This window comes from Paenibacillus sp. FSL H7-0323, assembly GCF_038002725.1.
Lineage (GTDB): Bacteria > Bacillota > Bacilli > Paenibacillales > Paenibacillaceae > Paenibacillus_AQ > Paenibacillus_AQ odorifer.
Genome location: NZ_JBBODB010000001.1, coordinates 301,539 through 317,177, shown reverse-complemented (window position 1 = coordinate 317,177; position 15,639 = coordinate 301,539). Strand labels below are relative to the sequence as shown.

Here is a 15,639-nt window from a genome sequence, read left to right as displayed (position 1 = left end):
AATCAGGCAGGAGTGGAGATCATGAAGATACCAGTAATTATTTTGAGCGGGTTTCTGGGGAGCGGGAAGACAACTCTGCTGTTGTCCCTGCTGAAAGAGAGCAAGGTAAGGGGGCTGAATCCAGGAGTAGTAATGAATGAACTGGGCAAACGAGATGTGGACGGGTATATTTTGCAGGAGCATACCGGTACAGCTGTAACTAAACTGCTGGACGGATGCGTATGTTGTAGCCGTAAAGAGGATTTGGCAGATAGCCTGATGGTGCTGCTGAGAGGACGTCCAGATGCCATTTATATGGAGTTGACCGGCGTCGCCGATCCTGAAGAAATCGCCAAAACGTTGCAGGAAACTCCTCTACAGGATCTGGTGGAGCTGCACTATACCATCACTCTGTTAGATGCGGAAAATGCTCTGGAATATAACAGCAGACTCTCCTCTGACAAACAGCTCGTTCGGACCCTGCGTAAGCAGCTTTCCACAGCTGATCTTATTGTCGTTAATAAAAGTGATCTCGTAGAACCGGAAACCTTATGGCGAATTGAAAAGGGAGTTCGTAAACAAAATACAGAGGCTGAAATTGTGTACACCCATTACAGTGAAATCAACCTGTCTCCGATATTGTCAGGAATTATCCCACGTAAAATCATAGCTCCGGCTCCGCAGCGAGCGCCTCAAACCTTCAAAGGAGCATCACTGAAACAAATGCATTCAGAGCATGGGGGAACCGCTGTAAAAGAGCTGCATGAGGAGCAGCATGCTTCTTTCTCGCAGGTAACAGCCATCACGTTAACCATTCCGCAGGTAAGGACAACTATGCCTTCTAAAGAACGCCTAGAGGCCTTCTTCCAAGAATGGGGTGACAACCTATTACGTGCCAAGGGGCATATTCTTTTGTCCGAACAGGAGCCGGTTCAGCTTGTTCAATATGCGGGGATGCGTACTACCTGGGAAGCCTCTCGTTATCCTGGTATGCCTTATGTAGTGTTCATCGGGATGAATATAGATGAAGAACAGCTGGCAGATCGGTGGTCCGCCTTATTCGAGTTTTGACTACCTTTTCACCATTAAAAATACTGCCGTTGCTCCTCCCGATCTCGTTCCTGATTATCATTGGTTTTGTATGGCTGCCGAATCATCTGGAACTGCTGGATAATGCGTACATCGACACCTTCAAAACCGCTTTTATCGGCATATTGCTGGAAGCCTTGCCGTTTGTATTAGCAGGAGCATTGTTATCTTCACTGCTTCGCGTCTTTATCCCGGATGAAATGATTTCCCGGTGGATTCCGCGGCGACCTCTTCCGGCCATTCTGTTCGCATGTCTGCTCGGAATTATTTTCCCGGTCTGCGAATGTGGAATGATCCCGCTCGTCCGCCGGCTTATCCATAAAGGTATGCCTGTTTACGTGGCTATCGTCTTTATTTTGTCCGGACCGATCCTAAATCCTGTCGTCTATGGGGCGACCATGACAGCATTTCGCAGCCACTCGGAGCTGGCCTATGCCCGTATGGGTCTGGCGTTTGTTGTAGCCTGTCTCATAGGCTTGATAATCTACGCAACGGTCAAAAAATCTCCCATCCGCCTAAATGTTCAGCGTGAAACGGGGGAAGCTCATCAGAATAATTCTCGCGGGGGAAAAATAGCCGCTGTCTTCGTCCATACCTCAGATGAGTTTTTTGAGATGGGGAAATATTTAATGATCGGCTGCTTGTTAACCGCTGGTATTCAGACATTTATGGTTCAAGACAGTCTGGCCGCGATCGGAGCTAAGCCGCTGGGGTCATATTTCTTCATGATGGGACTGGCATTTGTGCTCTCGCTCTGCTCCACCTCAGATGCCTTTGTAGCTTCCACCTTCGTACATTCTTTTCCATCTGGGGCTCTGCTCGCTTTTATGGTATTCGGACCCATGCTGGATTTCAAAAATTCATTGATGTTGCTCTCACTGTTTAAGACCAAATTCGCTCTTTATTTGTTCTTTCTGATCTTCGCAAGCGTGTTTGTTGGGGCGGTATTCATGTCCTTGTGGCTGTAATTCATAGAGGTGGTAAGCTGTTGCTTACAACATGGGTAGGAGGATAGAGCATGAATGACTCTCGTAGCATCCGGTTTCACTATTTGTTAAGGGCGGTCATTCTGCTCGCTTTCGCCCTCTATATCGGGCATCTGGTACAGCAGGACGCTTTGCATTATTATGTAGCTCCTAAACTGGCACGCTGGGTTCAATTATGCCCAATCCCGCTGACACTTATGGCGCTCAGTCTGACCATACAGGCTTTATTTGGCAAAGGTAGTGTTCTCTGTGACTGCGAGCATCGGCTCCCACATTCTTTTTTCAAAAGTACAGCGCTATATGGATTATTCCTTTTTCCACTGCTGCTCGGATTTCTTCTTCCTGATCGCGCATTGGGAAGTATGGCTGCTGCTAAAAAAGGAATCTCCCTATCCTCCTTGCCCACTGAAGCTAAAAATTCCGCGAGATTCGAGTCCATTGATCCTTACCATGAAGAGCTTACCGAGCTGGCCAAGATCCTTTATGCACAACCTGTGGTCCCAGTTTATTCGGCGATTTTCTCCGAAACTTTAGGTGCGCTTGAGCTGTACAAACAACAATTTGCAGGCAAAGAAATTACTATTACCGGCTTTTTATATCGTGATCAAGGTGAACATTCAGAGAATTCTTTTGCCATAGGTAGATTTCTGGTCCAATGCTGTACTGCCGATGCTACACCTTTTGGGATATTAGTGGATTCCGGCAAGCTAAAAAGCCTGCCTACCGATACCTGGATAGAGGTCCGGGGCAAGCTTCAAGTTGTTCCCTATAAAGGTCAAGAAATTATGCAAATTAGTGCAGAGTCTATTACACCTATCAAACAACCCGTAACACCTTACATCTACACCAGTCCTGACTCTATCACCGCATGGAAGGAGCTAGAAGGCTCAACTAAGATTACTAAATAATCGCATCTAGCTCATCCTCATCATTCTCAGACTTATTAGGATTAAATACTTCTACCATAATACGAGCTGGAATACAGATAATTTGCTGTTTGGGTCTTGAGATGAACCCCATTTCCAAAGCAATTCTTAAGGGAGCATCAGAATAGGTCATTTGGATTCCATAATCAAACACCTTTAGCGTATTGTGACCGAATTTCGTTTGAATATCTATAATTTGTTCTTCTTTAGTCAAAGAAACGGTTTTGTACTCTTGACCGTCCACCGTAATTATAGCTTTCAAATCCCCTTGCTGATACTGCTCATTGCTGCTGTCCCACCACTTCATGCCATAAATCAAGCCCGCAGCTAACAAGGCTATCACAATAATTAAAATATCCCCGCGCTTCATTGTTAGCAAGATAAGAATCCTTTCATGACAAATAATATACGTAATGATTACGATTAATATCAATATATTAATCATAACCTTATTTGTCAATGATGCTCACCTAAACGAATTTGGGCAGACCACTCTCTTAATACCCGGTCGAGCTCTTTTATCGAGATGGGTTTAGAAATGAAATCCTGCATTCCAGCACTAAGACACATCATCTTATCTTCATCTCTGGCAAAGGCTGTAGCCGCAATGATGATTGGATTCAGCCCAAGCTTCTCACGTATGATTCCTGTTGCTTCTATTCCATCCATAATAGGCATCTGAATATCCATAAATACCAGATCATAATGATTGGAAAGCACAGCCCGAACTGCTTCCTCACCATTTAAGGCGATGTCAGGAACATATCCCCTCTTTTTCAGATACGCCTGCATAAGCTGCTGATTCACAGGATGATCTTCAGCAATAAGAATGGACATCGGTCCATATTCACCGGTAGTTAACTCTTTAACAGTGGATTTATCATTTCTGACCACATCCGTTGAGGCGTTGACGGTCAATTTCTGATCCCATTCCTCTTTGGGTAGAGAAACCTCCACTGTAAAATAAAACTCCGAGCCTTCATTCTCACAGCTATTTACACCGATAGATCCGCCAAGAAGCTCGGCCAGCTTTTTACTAATGGCAAGGCCAAGCCCTGTTCCGCCATATTTACGATTGATCGACGGATGCAATTGCGAGAAGGATTGAAATAATAGACCTTGGCTGGAAACTGGAATCCCCAACCCAGTATCTTTTACGACAAATTTCACGATAAGATTTCCGGATGCCTCTGAGGCTTCTAGCATAACAGAGATACTGATTTCACCTGTCTCCGTAAATTTCACTGCGTTCCCAACCAGATTTACGAGAATTTGACGCAATCTCGCCCCATCAGTCATGATGACGGCTGGAAGCTCAGGAGATAACTCGCTAGTAAGTAAAAGCCCTTTTTCCTTAACCTTCGGATAAAACAGTTCACAAACGTTCTGTATCACTTCATGCAAATCCACCATTTGCAGTTCAAGCGTCATCATGCCTGCTTCAATTTTGCTGAAATCCAGCACTTCATTCAGAATATGAAGCAATGCCTCTCCGCTTTTGTTAATGATCTGTGTGTAGTAGCTTTGCTCTTCATCCAGCTCCGTCCCAGATAAAAGATCAGCCATCCCAATAATACCGTTCATAGGCGTACGCAGCTCATGGCTCATGATCGCTAGGAACTCCGATTTTGCCCGGTCGGCTTCCTCGGCAGACTCCTTCGCCCGCACAATCTCCTTCTCCTCCGTGATATCACGAAAGACGACAACCGCCCCAATCCGTTCATCACCATCAAACAGTGGGGTCATTCGATATCTGACTAAAAAGCTTGAACCATCCTGCCTCCAAAACACACCCTCCCTATCTTCAATAGTGAGATTATTGGAGCGCGAAGGAAGCAGCGTCTTCTGAATTCCTGTAAAAGACTCGTTATCCAGCCAGGTTTGGTGAATCGCATGAAATTTGCTGTTTCCCCACTCAGTAGGATCGAAACCCAACATAGTAATGGCTGCTGGATTAATGAACATCGTGTTGCCTTCAAGGTTCATCCCAAATATGCCCTCAGAGACCGAATTCAAGATCAGCGCATACTCGTTACTTAATTTCTGTATTTCTTCAAAATGACGCGTACGTTCCCCAATGTCGCGGGTTACACAGACAAGCTCCTGATTCCCGCAGGTCTCAGAGTAAATATACCGCAGTGTCGTTTCTGTCCAAATACAGGTTCCGTCTTTGCAAATAAACCGGAGAATAACAGGCTCAAGCTTCTTCCCCTCCATACAATTGCTGAGATATGAAGTTAATTTGATTCTGTCCTCCGGATGTATGTAATCAATCCCTCTAGTTCCGCACATTTCTTCTGGTGCATAGCCAAACATAGTCTGGCAGATGGGTGAGGCATACAGATAGGTAAAGCTCCCGTCCGCTGCATTACGTGAAATGAAGTCCATAGAATTTTCTGAGATCAGACGATAGTTCTGCTCACTTTCCCGCAGTTGTTCTTCCATTCGTTGACGTTCGGTGACATCCTGGGCTATCCCGCTGATCTGCAGCAGTCTTCCTTCTTCATCCGTAATCACTTCCCAGTGCGCATCCAGATATTTCAGCTCTCCATCCGCACTATGAATACGGACCGTTACTTCGCCATTAGTCCCATTCTCCATGGATTGATGTACTAACCGTTCAAGCCTGATGAAATCGTCAGGATCAATGCAAGCAAAAACACGTCTGTAATCAAAATAAGAATGATTGCTCTCATCTTCCAAAAAGCCAAAAATATTACGCATCTCTCTGGAAACCGTCAGCCGTGATTTTGTCATGTCCCATTCCCAGGATCCCATCTTCGCAAGGTGTTGCGCTTTAGCCAGCATATCCTCGTATTTCTTGCGCTGAGTAATATCGCGACCAATGGTTAATATCTGTTTAACGTTCCCCTGCTCATCACGTACCACTTGGGAAGAACTCTCTATCCACAAATAATGTCCATCTTTATGACGGGCTCTACGAGTAAATACGTCCGTATCGGAATATATCTTACCTTGTTCAATCATCTCTAGAGCATCATCTACGTGATAATACTCGGGTCTTTTAGTACCTATCATTTCTTGTGCAGAATAACCTAATAGCAGCTCCACTGAGGGAGATACGTAGTGCAGTGTCCCGTCAGGATCGCCAAAAGAAATCATATCCGGTGTATTTTTCGTAATCAAATTATATAACTGCTCATCTTCATGAATCTTTTGTTCAGCAAGTTTTCGGTCAGTGATATCCGTTAACTCAGAAATCAGGACATAGGGTTCACTGGAATTCTCCTGATAGATTAAAAATATATGTTGGGCTACCCAGATGATTTCTCCATCCTTACGCAAGAACCGCCGTTCTTTCTCCAATGCAGTCCCAGGCTCAGCTAGCAAATCGTTCAGGATAACGGAATGATCGTTATTAGTTTTATCTTCCGGATACACAAGATCCAGATAATTTATATTCAAAAGATCTTCTTCTGCATAACCAAACATTTGGCATAGCGCAGGATTCGATTGTAATAACGTCCCGTCCTTCGGAGAGACTACCGCAATCCCGATAGAAGACCGTAAGTATAGCTGTTTAAAAAGAAAATCAGACACCTGTAAGCCTCCTCTTTTGAAAATGGGGGACTATATTAACAAACTTGTAATAATTTCAGTATACCTTTTTTTCGGTAAATAAGCTTGATAGTTGAGTCCTAAATGATAGACTGGTAACTTTCGCAGTAAAACTCCGCAAAAATAAACAGCAAGTCTCCCTCTGATAAGGAAACTTGCCGTGTGTGCATGTTACAACTCTAAAGTCCTATTCTATTATCAAATTTTCCAGTTGAAGCTTCTTAATTTTCTTCCGGATAGGTGCACCAATAATTAAAAAAACAAGACCTAACAAAATCAACATTCCGCCCATTATTACGTTTACCATGCTGAGATTCTGTGATGAAAAAGAATAATTTATTACACCAATCATCACATTAAATAGGCCTAAAATCAACTCTAACCACATTACAGATTTCCATAACCTGTTGATTCGCTTATAGTGTTTTATTCTGGATTCCAGATCTGTGTAAATATCAAACGGACCTTCCACTGACTTCTTTCTAAGGTAAACCCAGCGCATGTAAGTACTTACACAATCTATACCGTTTTCCTCTAAAAACTTGAGATATTTGATGCTATCCGGATGATCCGGCAAGTTATCTAAAAGCTCAATTCTATACGTGTACTCATTATTGGGGGTCTCTGTAAACACATATTTGCACCAAGATAATTCTGATAGAGCCATCCCCTTCGCAGACATTTCATTAAGCCACTGTTCTTCCTTCTCATAATCCCAAATCAGCTTGCGAACCACATGTTTCATTTGGACTCACCTCCAGCTATTCTCTTACCATTGGCTATCAATTCTTCCAGACGGATGATCTCTCCCTGAATCACTGACTTTCCTAAGCCGGTAATTTCGTATTCTTTTCTACGAGAACCTTGCTCCCCTTCCACTGCTTTTATCCAGCCTTTTTCCAGTAAAGTGTTAAGTGCTCCGTATAAAGTGCCCGCGCCCAGATCAACCCGACCGTTACTTAAGTCCTTCACATTCTGCATAATTGCGTATCCGTGCATTGCTGTATATAGAGACAATAAGATATAAAATACAGCTTCAGTTAATGCGCCTCTTTCTGTGCTTTCAGGCATCATTTCATCCCCATTCTATTACTGTTGTCGATATATCGGCTTCCGTAATACCATTATTACGGAAGCCGATATAATTGTCAATACAAAAACACCCATTTTTTCATCGCAGCGATTATGAGCGCAACAAAAAAATGCCTAGCACTTAGCTAGGACGGATTTGTTGGGGGGCTACTCAGCAGCTAGATACTCCCACCGTGGCACCTATTCCTTCTTCATTATGAAGTATCGGACTGAGATGCCGCTATTTCCGAAAAATAGCGTGTTTCAGATTACGTTCGGACTCAGATGCAGCTATTCGTCTCCAAACACTCGCTTTTCACACGATTCCTTAGCAATAAGCGCTATGCAGTCCGAAACCTCTGTAAAATGTGCCAAAAATCAATAATAACGGCCATACGGTCCGTTAGCAGACATTGTTCGTACAGATTCTAAAACTACAAAAGTCTATACAAAAAAATAGGCCAGATAAGATATGTAAAAAAAGGAACATACCCAACCTGACCTATTCTTTATTTTGTTCTGCATAGTTTTTTATGGTCTCTCTTTTGAGGCATTTTTAACCATGACACCTAGTACATTTTTAAACGTTTGAAGATCCTGTTCGGAAATATTGGTGATCGTATCATCTTTAAACTTTTCGGCAACCGGCAGTAAATCGAGATAGATCTGTACTCCCTTATCTGACAATTCCAACTGCTTGACTCGCTTATCCGCATGGGTGCCAGAGCGATGCAAGAAACCCTCAGATTCTAATTTTTGAAGCAGCCTGACTACACTGGGCTCTTTTATAGACATTTTATCTGCTAGTTCTCTCTGGGTAATGGATTCACTGGTATAGATGTAATACATCGCAATCCATTGGCTCCGGGTCATATTATACGGCCGAAATTCCTTTTCCAAGGCTTCCGCGAATATTTTTGCACTACGGTTTGCAATAAAGGCCATACAGTCATCTAAATTAAACACTGTTTACACCAACCAATCCCAACTGTTTTATCTTAAAATAATCAACTCTTTTCTAATTTATTATAGCAAAATATATTAAGGAAGCTGAACATACTTTTCAAGTGATCACATAGTTCATTTATTTAGGCTGCAGTAGGGGATCCGTCTCCTGAGATACATAGAACAACTTATCCTTGATGCAACGCCCCAATTCCTAAACCGAATGCAGCTTCATGAATTACTTCCCCAGTAGTTGGATGGGCAAAGATTGTCTGTGTAATCTGTTGTTCCGTAAGCCCATTGGCAATCGCAAGTGTAAGACTACTAATCAGAGAAGACGCATCGGGACCAATGATAGACCCTCCCACAATCTGTCCGGAGCCATTATCTTTGATTAATTTGATAAAACCTTCCGGTTCATTCATTGTCAATGCTTTTCCGTTACTTGCAAAAGATACCTTACTCACACGATAGTCCAGCCCATTCTCCTTACATTCATCTTCCAACAGCCCGACGCTGGCAATCTCTGGAGAGGTGAAAATTACATTCGGTACCGCGGAATAATGCATATCTTGGGATTCACCGAGTAAGGTGTTTACAGCCGTAATGCCCTGATGTGAAGCAACATGAGCAAGCTGAATAATGTTAGTTACATCGCCAATCGCATACACATTTTCTACATTCGTACGCATTTGTTTATCAACGGCAATACCTTTACCACGTTCATTTAGTTGAATACCTGCTTTTTCGATATCCAGACCCTCTAGGTTAGGCTCGCGTCCAATAGCGACCAATACTTTTTCACTAACTAGCAGATGCTCACCCTCACTATTCTCATAGGTTACAATCGCCTGACCATCATCCGCACGTTGGATTTTGGAAACTTTGGAGTTGGTATGAATATGAATCCCAGCCCGCTGAGCTAAACACATAATTTCTACCGAAATATCACTGTCCAGCATCGTTAGCAGACGGTCCATAAATTCTACAACATGAACTTCAACTCCTAGGTTACGGTAAATGAAGGCGAATTCCATGCCGATAACCCCGCCACCGATGATAGTTATTACCTTTGGTAACTCTTCGCAGGCGAGCGCTTCAGTACTGGTCATTACAAATGGCAGATCAATTCCTGGGATATTCACCTTGGAAATCCTCGAGCCTGTTGCCACAATGATATTTTTTGCTGAAATACGGTAACTATTTTCGCCGGTTACCTTCACTTCATGCGCCGATAGGAACGAAGCGTGGCCGCGAACAACCTGAACACCGTTTTTTTCCATTAAATAACCAACGCCGGAGACCAATTTCTCTTTGACTTCATTTTTACGACGAATAACCTGCTTCATATCCACTTGAAGATCAGATCCTGTTGTTATACCAAACAAAGAGGAGTTTTTTATTTCATGACAGATTTCAGATGATTTGACTAAAGATTTTGTAGGGATACAGCCAACATTTAAGCAGGTACCTCCTAATTCTTCTTTCTCAATCATCGCTACCTGAAGTCCTTTTTTTGCTGCATAAATAGCGGCAACGTAACCTCCTGGTCCTGCTCCAATGATAAGCAAGTCAGGGTTTATAGCATGAGTTTGTTGCACGGCGACTGCAGGTTGTGGGACAGATGATTGGACCGGAGCCTCCACCTGGATCGGATTTACTTCAAATAAGACTTGATTTGAGGCAATCTCGCTCCCCTCTTCAAATAATATATTGATAATAATACCCTCTTCTGCCGCTTCAATCGATCTGTTGCCTTTTCCAGTTTCAATCTGTACCAAGGTATCTCCTGCAGATATCTTGTCTCCGATATTTACATTTATCTTGCCTGCTTTCCCCTTTTTACCACCTGGAATCATAGACATTTTTATTTCCATCGTTATGCTCCTCATATCCTTGAGGGGACTCATAAAGAGCCCCCTCAAGCGAATGTATTAGTGAATGACTACGCCTGCTTTTACCAGCTTCACACCGTTAGCAAGACAATCTCCAACAGGACATGTCTTCTCGATAAAGTCAGCAAAAGCATCTGCCTTTTCTTGGCTTTCGTTGGTTTTAAAATGCATAACAAAACGAATTTCTTGGAAACCATTTCTCACATCTGCAAGACCCATGAAACCATCCGGATCTAAGTCTCCTTCAAGTTCAACATAAAATTCTTCGAAGCTAAAATCGTTAGCGTCTGCAAAGGCACTAGCGACAATGGACTGACATGCACCAAAGGCACACAATAACGCCTCGACGGGATTCAAACCAACATCGGTCCCCCCCAAATCCTCTGGTTCGTCCATAATAATCTTAAAACCTCTAGAATTGGTTTCAACTTGCATTCCATTAGGCAGTTTTTTAGCTGTCGCTTTAAAAGTAGTTAACATATGTATTACCTCCTCCTTAAGATTGTGAAAATAATAACATAGTAATCGGTGAATATCAATACTTAGCTAAGTAAGTATTTTTTCGAAGAAGAACTCGAACCTGATTCAATAAAAAAAACAGGTTTCCAATCTACCTGAATAGGTAAATCAGAAACCTGTTTTTGTTGATAGGATGCGGTCAAGAGGACTCGAACCTCCACGATATTGCTACCACTGGCACCTGAAGCCAGCGCGTCTGCCAATTCCGCCATGACCGCATATTATGTAACTGGCGACCAAAACCGCCTGTACATAATACTATACTCCCTCTGCACTTAAAACGCAAGGTTTTTGTGTTTTTGAAATAGGCTTCATATAGACTCATAGGCACAACCAATCAATATTATTCAGTTTATATATTTCTATTATAAAGCCTCCTATGGTACAACATAGATAAAGTAAGGCGCTATGACGGAGATGTCGGAATAATCGATCAATAGAAAGGATGAATACTTATGAACCAGCAGTGGAATACCCAAACCTATGATACTGATATGGCCTTTGTGTCTCAGTTTGGAGAATCATTAATTGAGCTGCTTCACCCACAGCCAGGCGAACAGATTATCGATTGGGGCTGTGGAACCGGGGATTTGGCGGCAGCCATTGCTGCTAGGGGCGCCACTGTGACAGGTATTGATGCCTCTGCCGAAATGATTCAGACAGCCAGTGACAAACATCCCCATCTAAGCTTTGTCTTAGCTGATGGGCAAACTTATGTCGCGGAACAGCCAGTCGATGCTGTGTTCAGCAACGCTGCCCTTCACTGGCTAACAGACGCAAACGGAGCGGCGGCGTCCATCGTGGCCAGCCTGCGGGTAGGCGGCCGTTTCGTGGCCGAGTTCGGTGGACTGGGTAATATTGCTTCCATCGTCGCTGGCCTTCCACAAGCTTTTGCAGCCATTGGCTGTAGTCATAAGCTGCATTTGCCCTGGTACTTTCCAAGCGTTGGCGAGTATGCAACTCTACTAGAGAAGCACGGACTGACCGTGGACCTCGTTCTTTGTTTTGACCGGCCAACACCACTGGAAGGCTTGGAGCAAGGATTTCAGCGGTGGCTGAATACTTTTGCCGATGGAATCTTAAGTGTGCTCACACCCACCGAACGCGCAGAAGTTCTCTCTTCTATGGAACAGAAATTGAAACCCAAGCTATATCAGGACGGCCGCTGGGTAATGGATTATCGCAGAATCCGGATTGTTGCTTACAAACGAAGCTAGAATAGATAAGAAATACTTCTCATGTTCAATAGCCAAAAAAAGAGTGCACTGGCGCTTAACACGCGCTAGTACACTCTTTTTACACGGGATCCTATTTTCTATCTCCAACGTACCGATCACTGCCAGCGCCAAGTCCCACAACCATCAAGAGCACACTTGCACCCAGCAGTAAAATCAATGGCACCGTCCAGCTGTTCGTTACATCATGCAGCCAGCCGAATAATGCCGGTCCCATTGCTGCCAGTACATAACCCACAGATTGGGCCATTCCTGACAGCTCCGCCGCTTCTTGCGTGCTTCTTGTTCTTAGACTGAAGAACATCATCGCAAGACCGAAGGCAAATCCTCCGGCAATACCAAAGCATACCGCCCAGACAGCCATTAAAGCGCCGCTGCCTTGCCAGATGCCACCTAATGCGATGAAATAAAGAACAGCAGTGATTATAACTAGAATACGTTGGTTCTTCATCCGGCCTGCCCACAGCGGTACGAAGAAAGTAAAGGGTAGCTGTGCCAATTGCATGAGCGAGAGAAACCAACCCGCATTACTCGACGACATTCCCCGTTCACCGAGAAGAACCGAAAACCAGGCAATAAAGACGTAATAAAGCAGTGACTGTAAGCCCATAAAGATCGTGACTTTCCAAGCAAGAGATGAACGCCACATATTTTTGCTTGAGGCTGCACTCTTAGAGCCGGTTCCTTGATTAAGCTTACGCATTTGCGGAATCCAGAACACTGTTGCTAGAGCTGCGATCATAAACCAGATGGCCAAGGTCCCTCTCCAACCGAATCCAGCATTCGTTGCCAGCGGTACACTAATTCCTGAGGCAATAGCTGCGCATAAATTCATAGAAACCGTGTAGATACCTGTCATTAGCCCGATTTTGTGAGGAAACTTCCCCTTAATAAGACCTGGAAGCAGTACATTACACACGGCAATAGATAATCCAAGTATAGCAGTACCTGTGAACAACAGACCTGCTCCAGATCCCGAGCGAATTAGAATCCCCATAGCCAGCATGACCATGGCAACTAATAACACATTAGCTAAACCAAAACGGCGGGCCAGCTTTGGAGCAAACGGGGACAAGATGGCAAAAGCCAATAATGGTAAAGTAGTAATAGCTCCTGCTAGAGTATTGGATAAGCCGAGGTCATCCTGAATCAATTGTATTAATGGACCCACAGAAGTAAATGGAGCCCGCAGCGCTGCAGCGATAAAAATAATTCCCAGCACAAGTAACCAGCGATCATACTTGCTGTCCATTAAGCTATTATTCTGAATGTGTCCTTCGCTTTGTGAAGCTTTCATCGTGTATCCTCCTAAATTACAAACAAATAACCCCGCCAAGCACAGAGCTTGTCAAGGATTTGAAATATTTTAAACACTATGAACCATCATCTACTATTCTATTAGAAGTTACAACCCTTAAGTAATTTTATACCCGAATTATTGACAAAACCGCTGACCATCTTTAGTATCCATATCATCGGGTAGTTGAGAATCAATTTCATTTGAACTCATATTTAAACCACAGAAAAGAGTGAACAGAATGCTTCGAAGGTTTTTTTCCTACTATCGTCCGTATAGAAAATTATTTATATTGGATTTCTCCTGCGCTGTTTTTGCGGGACTGCTAGAACTGGCTTTTCCGGTAGCCGTCAATAAATTTATTGATGATTTGCTTCCTGGTCAAGATTGGCCGCTTATTCTTATCGCTTGTGTTGCGCTGCTGGCGATTTACGCCTTAAATACGGTGATGCAGTATATTGTCACTTACTGGGGTCATATGCTGGGCATAAATATCGAAACTGATATGCGCAAAAAAATGTTTGACCATATTCAGAAACTATCGTTCCGATTCTTTGATAATAATAAAACAGGCCATCTAATCGGAAGAATCACCAATGACTTAAATGATATCGGCGAAGTGGCGCATCACGGTCCTGAGGATGTATTTATTGCAATCATGACCCTTGTCGGAGCCTTTCTCCTAATGGCTGATATTAATCTGAAGCTGGCGATTATTACTTTTATTATCGTTCCAATTATGGCTTGGGTAATCATCTACTTCGGCCGCAATATGACTTCAACTTATCGCCAGCTATTTGGAAATGTAGGCAGTTTCAATGCCCGTATCGAAGATAATGTCGGCGGGATTCGGGTCGTGCAATCTTTTGCCAATGAGCAGCATGAACAAGAGCTATTCGCAGTAGACAATCAAATGTTCCGCAAAACAAAACTTATGGCTTATAAAATCATGGCTAGAAGCTTGTCCGTCAGCTATATGATGACCCGCCTCATTACCATCCTGGTGATGATCTGCGGCGCATGGTTCTTCATCAATGGTGAGCTGCAAATCGGTGAATTTGTGGCGTTTATCTTGTTGTCGAATATCTTCTTCCGTCCTATCGAGAAAATCAATGCCGTGATCGAAAGTTATCCTAAAGGAATTGCCGGCTTCAGACGTTATCTGGAGATCATTGACACGGAACCTGACATCAGTGACAAACCGGATGCCGTGGAGATTAACGCTTTGCGCGGTGATATTACATTCCAGGATGTATCTTTTGGATACGAAGAGAATCGTCCGGTTCTGCAAAATATAAGCCTTAACGTAAAGGCTGGCGAAACCATTGCCTTTGTTGGGCCGTCCGGCGCAGGCAAAACAACAATCTGCAGCCTGCTTCCGCGCTTCTATGATGTCACAGCCGGGGCCATCACGATTGATGGCATCGATATCCGTGACATGAAGCTGGAATCGCTGCGCAAACAAATCGGGATCGTGCAGCAGGATGTTTTCCTGTTCTCCGGGACAATTCGCGAGAATATCGCCTATGGGAAACTGGATGCAAAGCTGCCTGAAATCTGGGAAGCTGCGCGACGTGCTCATCTGGAGGAGCTCATTCAGAATCTGCCAGATGGAATGGAGACAGTCATCGGGGAGCGCGGTGTGAAATTGTCCGGTGGACAAAAGCAGCGCCTGGCTATCGCTCGCATGTTCCTCAAGAATCCGCCGATTCTGATTCTGGATGAAGCTACTTCCGCGCTGGACACAGAGACCGAAGCCGCGATTCAGCAATCCCTGGCTGATCTGTCCGTAGGCAGAACCACACTCGTCATCGCTCACCGTTTGACGACGATCAAAAATGCCGACCGGATTATGGTCGTGAATGAAGAAGGAATCGCTGAACAAGGCAGACATGAGGAATTAGTCCATGCTGGTGGAATTTACAGCCGTCTGCATCAGGCACAATATAACTTTTAAAAAGTAATTTGCCACAGCTGGGCAAAAATGAAGCAAGCCTAGTCACCATGTTTTTGGCGACTAGGCTTACTTTTTCACGTAACTCCTCTGTTTGCAGCAAACGTGATGCTTGATTAAGGAATTCCTCCCTGATTTTCTTTGGTTTATTGCTCTAACCCTTG

At 43.9% G+C, this 15,639-nt stretch carries 13 protein-coding genes and 1 tRNA gene; 5 read left to right on the top strand and 9 right to left on the bottom strand.

Annotated elements, in window-relative coordinates; translation table 11 throughout:
* Nucleotides 1-21: 21 nt before the first annotated feature.
* The 3 genes from MHH89_RS01505 to MHH89_RS01495 are packed head-to-tail and all read left to right on the top strand — an operon-like array spanning nt 22 to nt 2,962.
* Nucleotides 22-1,050: a CobW family GTP-binding protein gene (locus tag MHH89_RS01505; protein WP_036679372.1), complete on the top strand. Its 1,029-nt coding sequence runs from the start codon at nt 22-24 to the stop codon at nt 1,048-1,050.
* Complete coding sequence (locus MHH89_RS01500; protein ID WP_076191311.1) at nt 1,047-2,036, top strand: permease; 990 nt, start codon at nt 1,047-1,049, stop codon at nt 2,034-2,036. Before MHH89_RS01505 ends, MHH89_RS01500 begins: the two co-directional genes overlap by 4 nt.
* A gap of 50 nt (nt 2,037-2,086) precedes the next feature.
* On the top strand, nt 2,087-2,962 hold the full coding sequence (locus MHH89_RS01495) for a TIGR03943 family putative permease subunit (protein ID WP_076125067.1): 876 nt from the start codon (nt 2,087-2,089) through the stop codon (nt 2,960-2,962).
* Here the strand turns inward: MHH89_RS01495 and MHH89_RS01490 are convergent.
* The 8 genes from MHH89_RS01490 to MHH89_RS01455 form a co-directional block, all read right to left on the bottom strand.
* Nucleotides 2,955-3,350 (bottom strand): NusG domain II-containing protein, encoded by a 396-nt coding sequence (locus tag MHH89_RS01490; protein ID WP_076219890.1) that lies wholly within the window; start codon nt 3,348-3,350, stop codon nt 2,955-2,957. The genes MHH89_RS01495 and MHH89_RS01490 overlap by 8 nt on opposite strands.
* 86 nt (nt 3,351-3,436) lie before the next feature.
* Complete coding sequence (locus MHH89_RS01485) at nt 3,437-6,541, bottom strand: PAS domain-containing hybrid sensor histidine kinase/response regulator (protein WP_076309854.1); 3,105 nt, start codon at nt 6,539-6,541, stop codon at nt 3,437-3,439.
* Nucleotides 6,542-6,746: 205 nt separating this feature from the next.
* The gene (locus MHH89_RS01480) at nt 6,747-7,304 is read right to left on the bottom strand and encodes a DUF2812 domain-containing protein (protein WP_076309853.1); all 558 of its coding nucleotides are present in this window, start codon (nt 7,302-7,304) and stop codon (nt 6,747-6,749) included.
* Nucleotides 7,301-7,630: a PadR family transcriptional regulator gene (locus tag MHH89_RS01475; RefSeq protein WP_076133666.1), complete on the bottom strand. Its 330-nt coding sequence runs from the start codon at nt 7,628-7,630 to the stop codon at nt 7,301-7,303. Before MHH89_RS01475 ends, MHH89_RS01480 begins: the two co-directional genes overlap by 4 nt.
* 531 nt (nt 7,631-8,161) lie before the next feature.
* Complete coding sequence (locus MHH89_RS01470; RefSeq protein WP_076125059.1) at nt 8,162-8,596, bottom strand: MarR family winged helix-turn-helix transcriptional regulator; 435 nt, start codon at nt 8,594-8,596, stop codon at nt 8,162-8,164.
* Nucleotides 8,597-8,763: 167 nt separating this feature from the next.
* Nucleotides 8,764-10,452 (bottom strand): dihydrolipoyl dehydrogenase, encoded by a 1,689-nt coding sequence (lpdA, locus tag MHH89_RS01465; RefSeq protein ID WP_341086138.1) that lies wholly within the window; start codon nt 10,450-10,452, stop codon nt 8,764-8,766.
* A 57-nt stretch (nt 10,453-10,509) separates the two neighbouring features.
* Nucleotides 10,510-10,950 (bottom strand): OsmC family protein, encoded by a 441-nt coding sequence (locus MHH89_RS01460; protein WP_076125055.1) that lies wholly within the window; start codon nt 10,948-10,950, stop codon nt 10,510-10,512.
* 173 nt (nt 10,951-11,123) lie between these two features.
* Nucleotides 11,124-11,207 (bottom strand) — tRNA-Leu (locus MHH89_RS01455).
* 237 nt (nt 11,208-11,444) lie between these two features.
* Here MHH89_RS01455 and MHH89_RS01450 point away from each other — a divergent pair.
* On the top strand, nt 11,445-12,206 hold the full coding sequence (locus tag MHH89_RS01450; RefSeq protein ID WP_341086135.1) for a methyltransferase domain-containing protein: 762 nt from the start codon (nt 11,445-11,447) through the stop codon (nt 12,204-12,206).
* A gap of 91 nt (nt 12,207-12,297) precedes the next feature.
* Here MHH89_RS01450 and MHH89_RS01445 read toward each other — a convergent pair whose 3' ends face one another.
* Nucleotides 12,298-13,476: a CynX/NimT family MFS transporter gene (locus MHH89_RS01445; RefSeq protein WP_248549329.1), complete on the bottom strand. Its 1,179-nt coding sequence runs from the start codon at nt 13,474-13,476 to the stop codon at nt 12,298-12,300.
* A 286-nt stretch (nt 13,477-13,762) separates the two neighbouring features.
* Here MHH89_RS01445 and MHH89_RS01440 point away from each other — a divergent pair, with 286 nt between their 5' ends.
* Nucleotides 13,763-15,478 carry an ABC transporter ATP-binding protein gene (locus tag MHH89_RS01440; RefSeq protein WP_076125049.1) on the top strand — a complete coding sequence of 572 codons (1,716 nt, stop codon included), beginning with the start codon at nt 13,763-13,765 and terminating at the stop codon, nt 15,476-15,478.
* Nucleotides 15,479-15,639 lie beyond the last annotated feature (161 nt).

Bases quoted from the DNA above. Each gene is read 5' to 3' on its own strand.
- MHH89_RS01505 (WP_036679372.1), top strand. From the start codon at position 22: ATGAAGATACCAGTAATTATTTTGAGCGGGTTTCTGGGGAGCGGGAAG.
- MHH89_RS01495 (WP_076125067.1), top strand. From the start codon at position 2,087: ATGAATGACTCTCGTAGCATCCGGTTTCACTATTTGTTAAGGGCGGTC.
- MHH89_RS01490 (WP_076219890.1), bottom strand. From the start codon at position 3,350: ATGAAGCGCGGGGATATTTTAATTATTGTGATAGCCTTGTTAGCTGCG.
- MHH89_RS01480 (WP_076309853.1), bottom strand. From the start codon at position 7,304: ATGAAACATGTGGTTCGCAAGCTGATTTGGGATTATGAGAAGGAAGAA.
- MHH89_RS01475 (WP_076133666.1), bottom strand. From the start codon at position 7,630: ATGCCTGAAAGCACAGAAAGAGGCGCATTAACTGAAGCTGTATTTTAT.
- lpdA (WP_341086138.1), bottom strand. From the start codon at position 10,452: ATGGAAATAAAAATGTCTATGATTCCAGGTGGTAAAAAGGGGAAAGCA.
- MHH89_RS01460 (WP_076125055.1), bottom strand. From the start codon at position 10,950: ATGTTAACTACTTTTAAAGCGACAGCTAAAAAACTGCCTAATGGAATG.
- MHH89_RS01450 (WP_341086135.1), top strand. From the start codon at position 11,445: ATGAACCAGCAGTGGAATACCCAAACCTATGATACTGATATGGCCTTT.
- MHH89_RS01445 (WP_248549329.1), bottom strand. From the start codon at position 13,476: ATGGACAGCAAGTATGATCGCTGGTTACTTGTGCTGGGAATTATTTTT.
- MHH89_RS01440 (WP_076125049.1), top strand. From the start codon at position 13,763: ATGCTTCGAAGGTTTTTTTCCTACTATCGTCCGTATAGAAAATTATTT.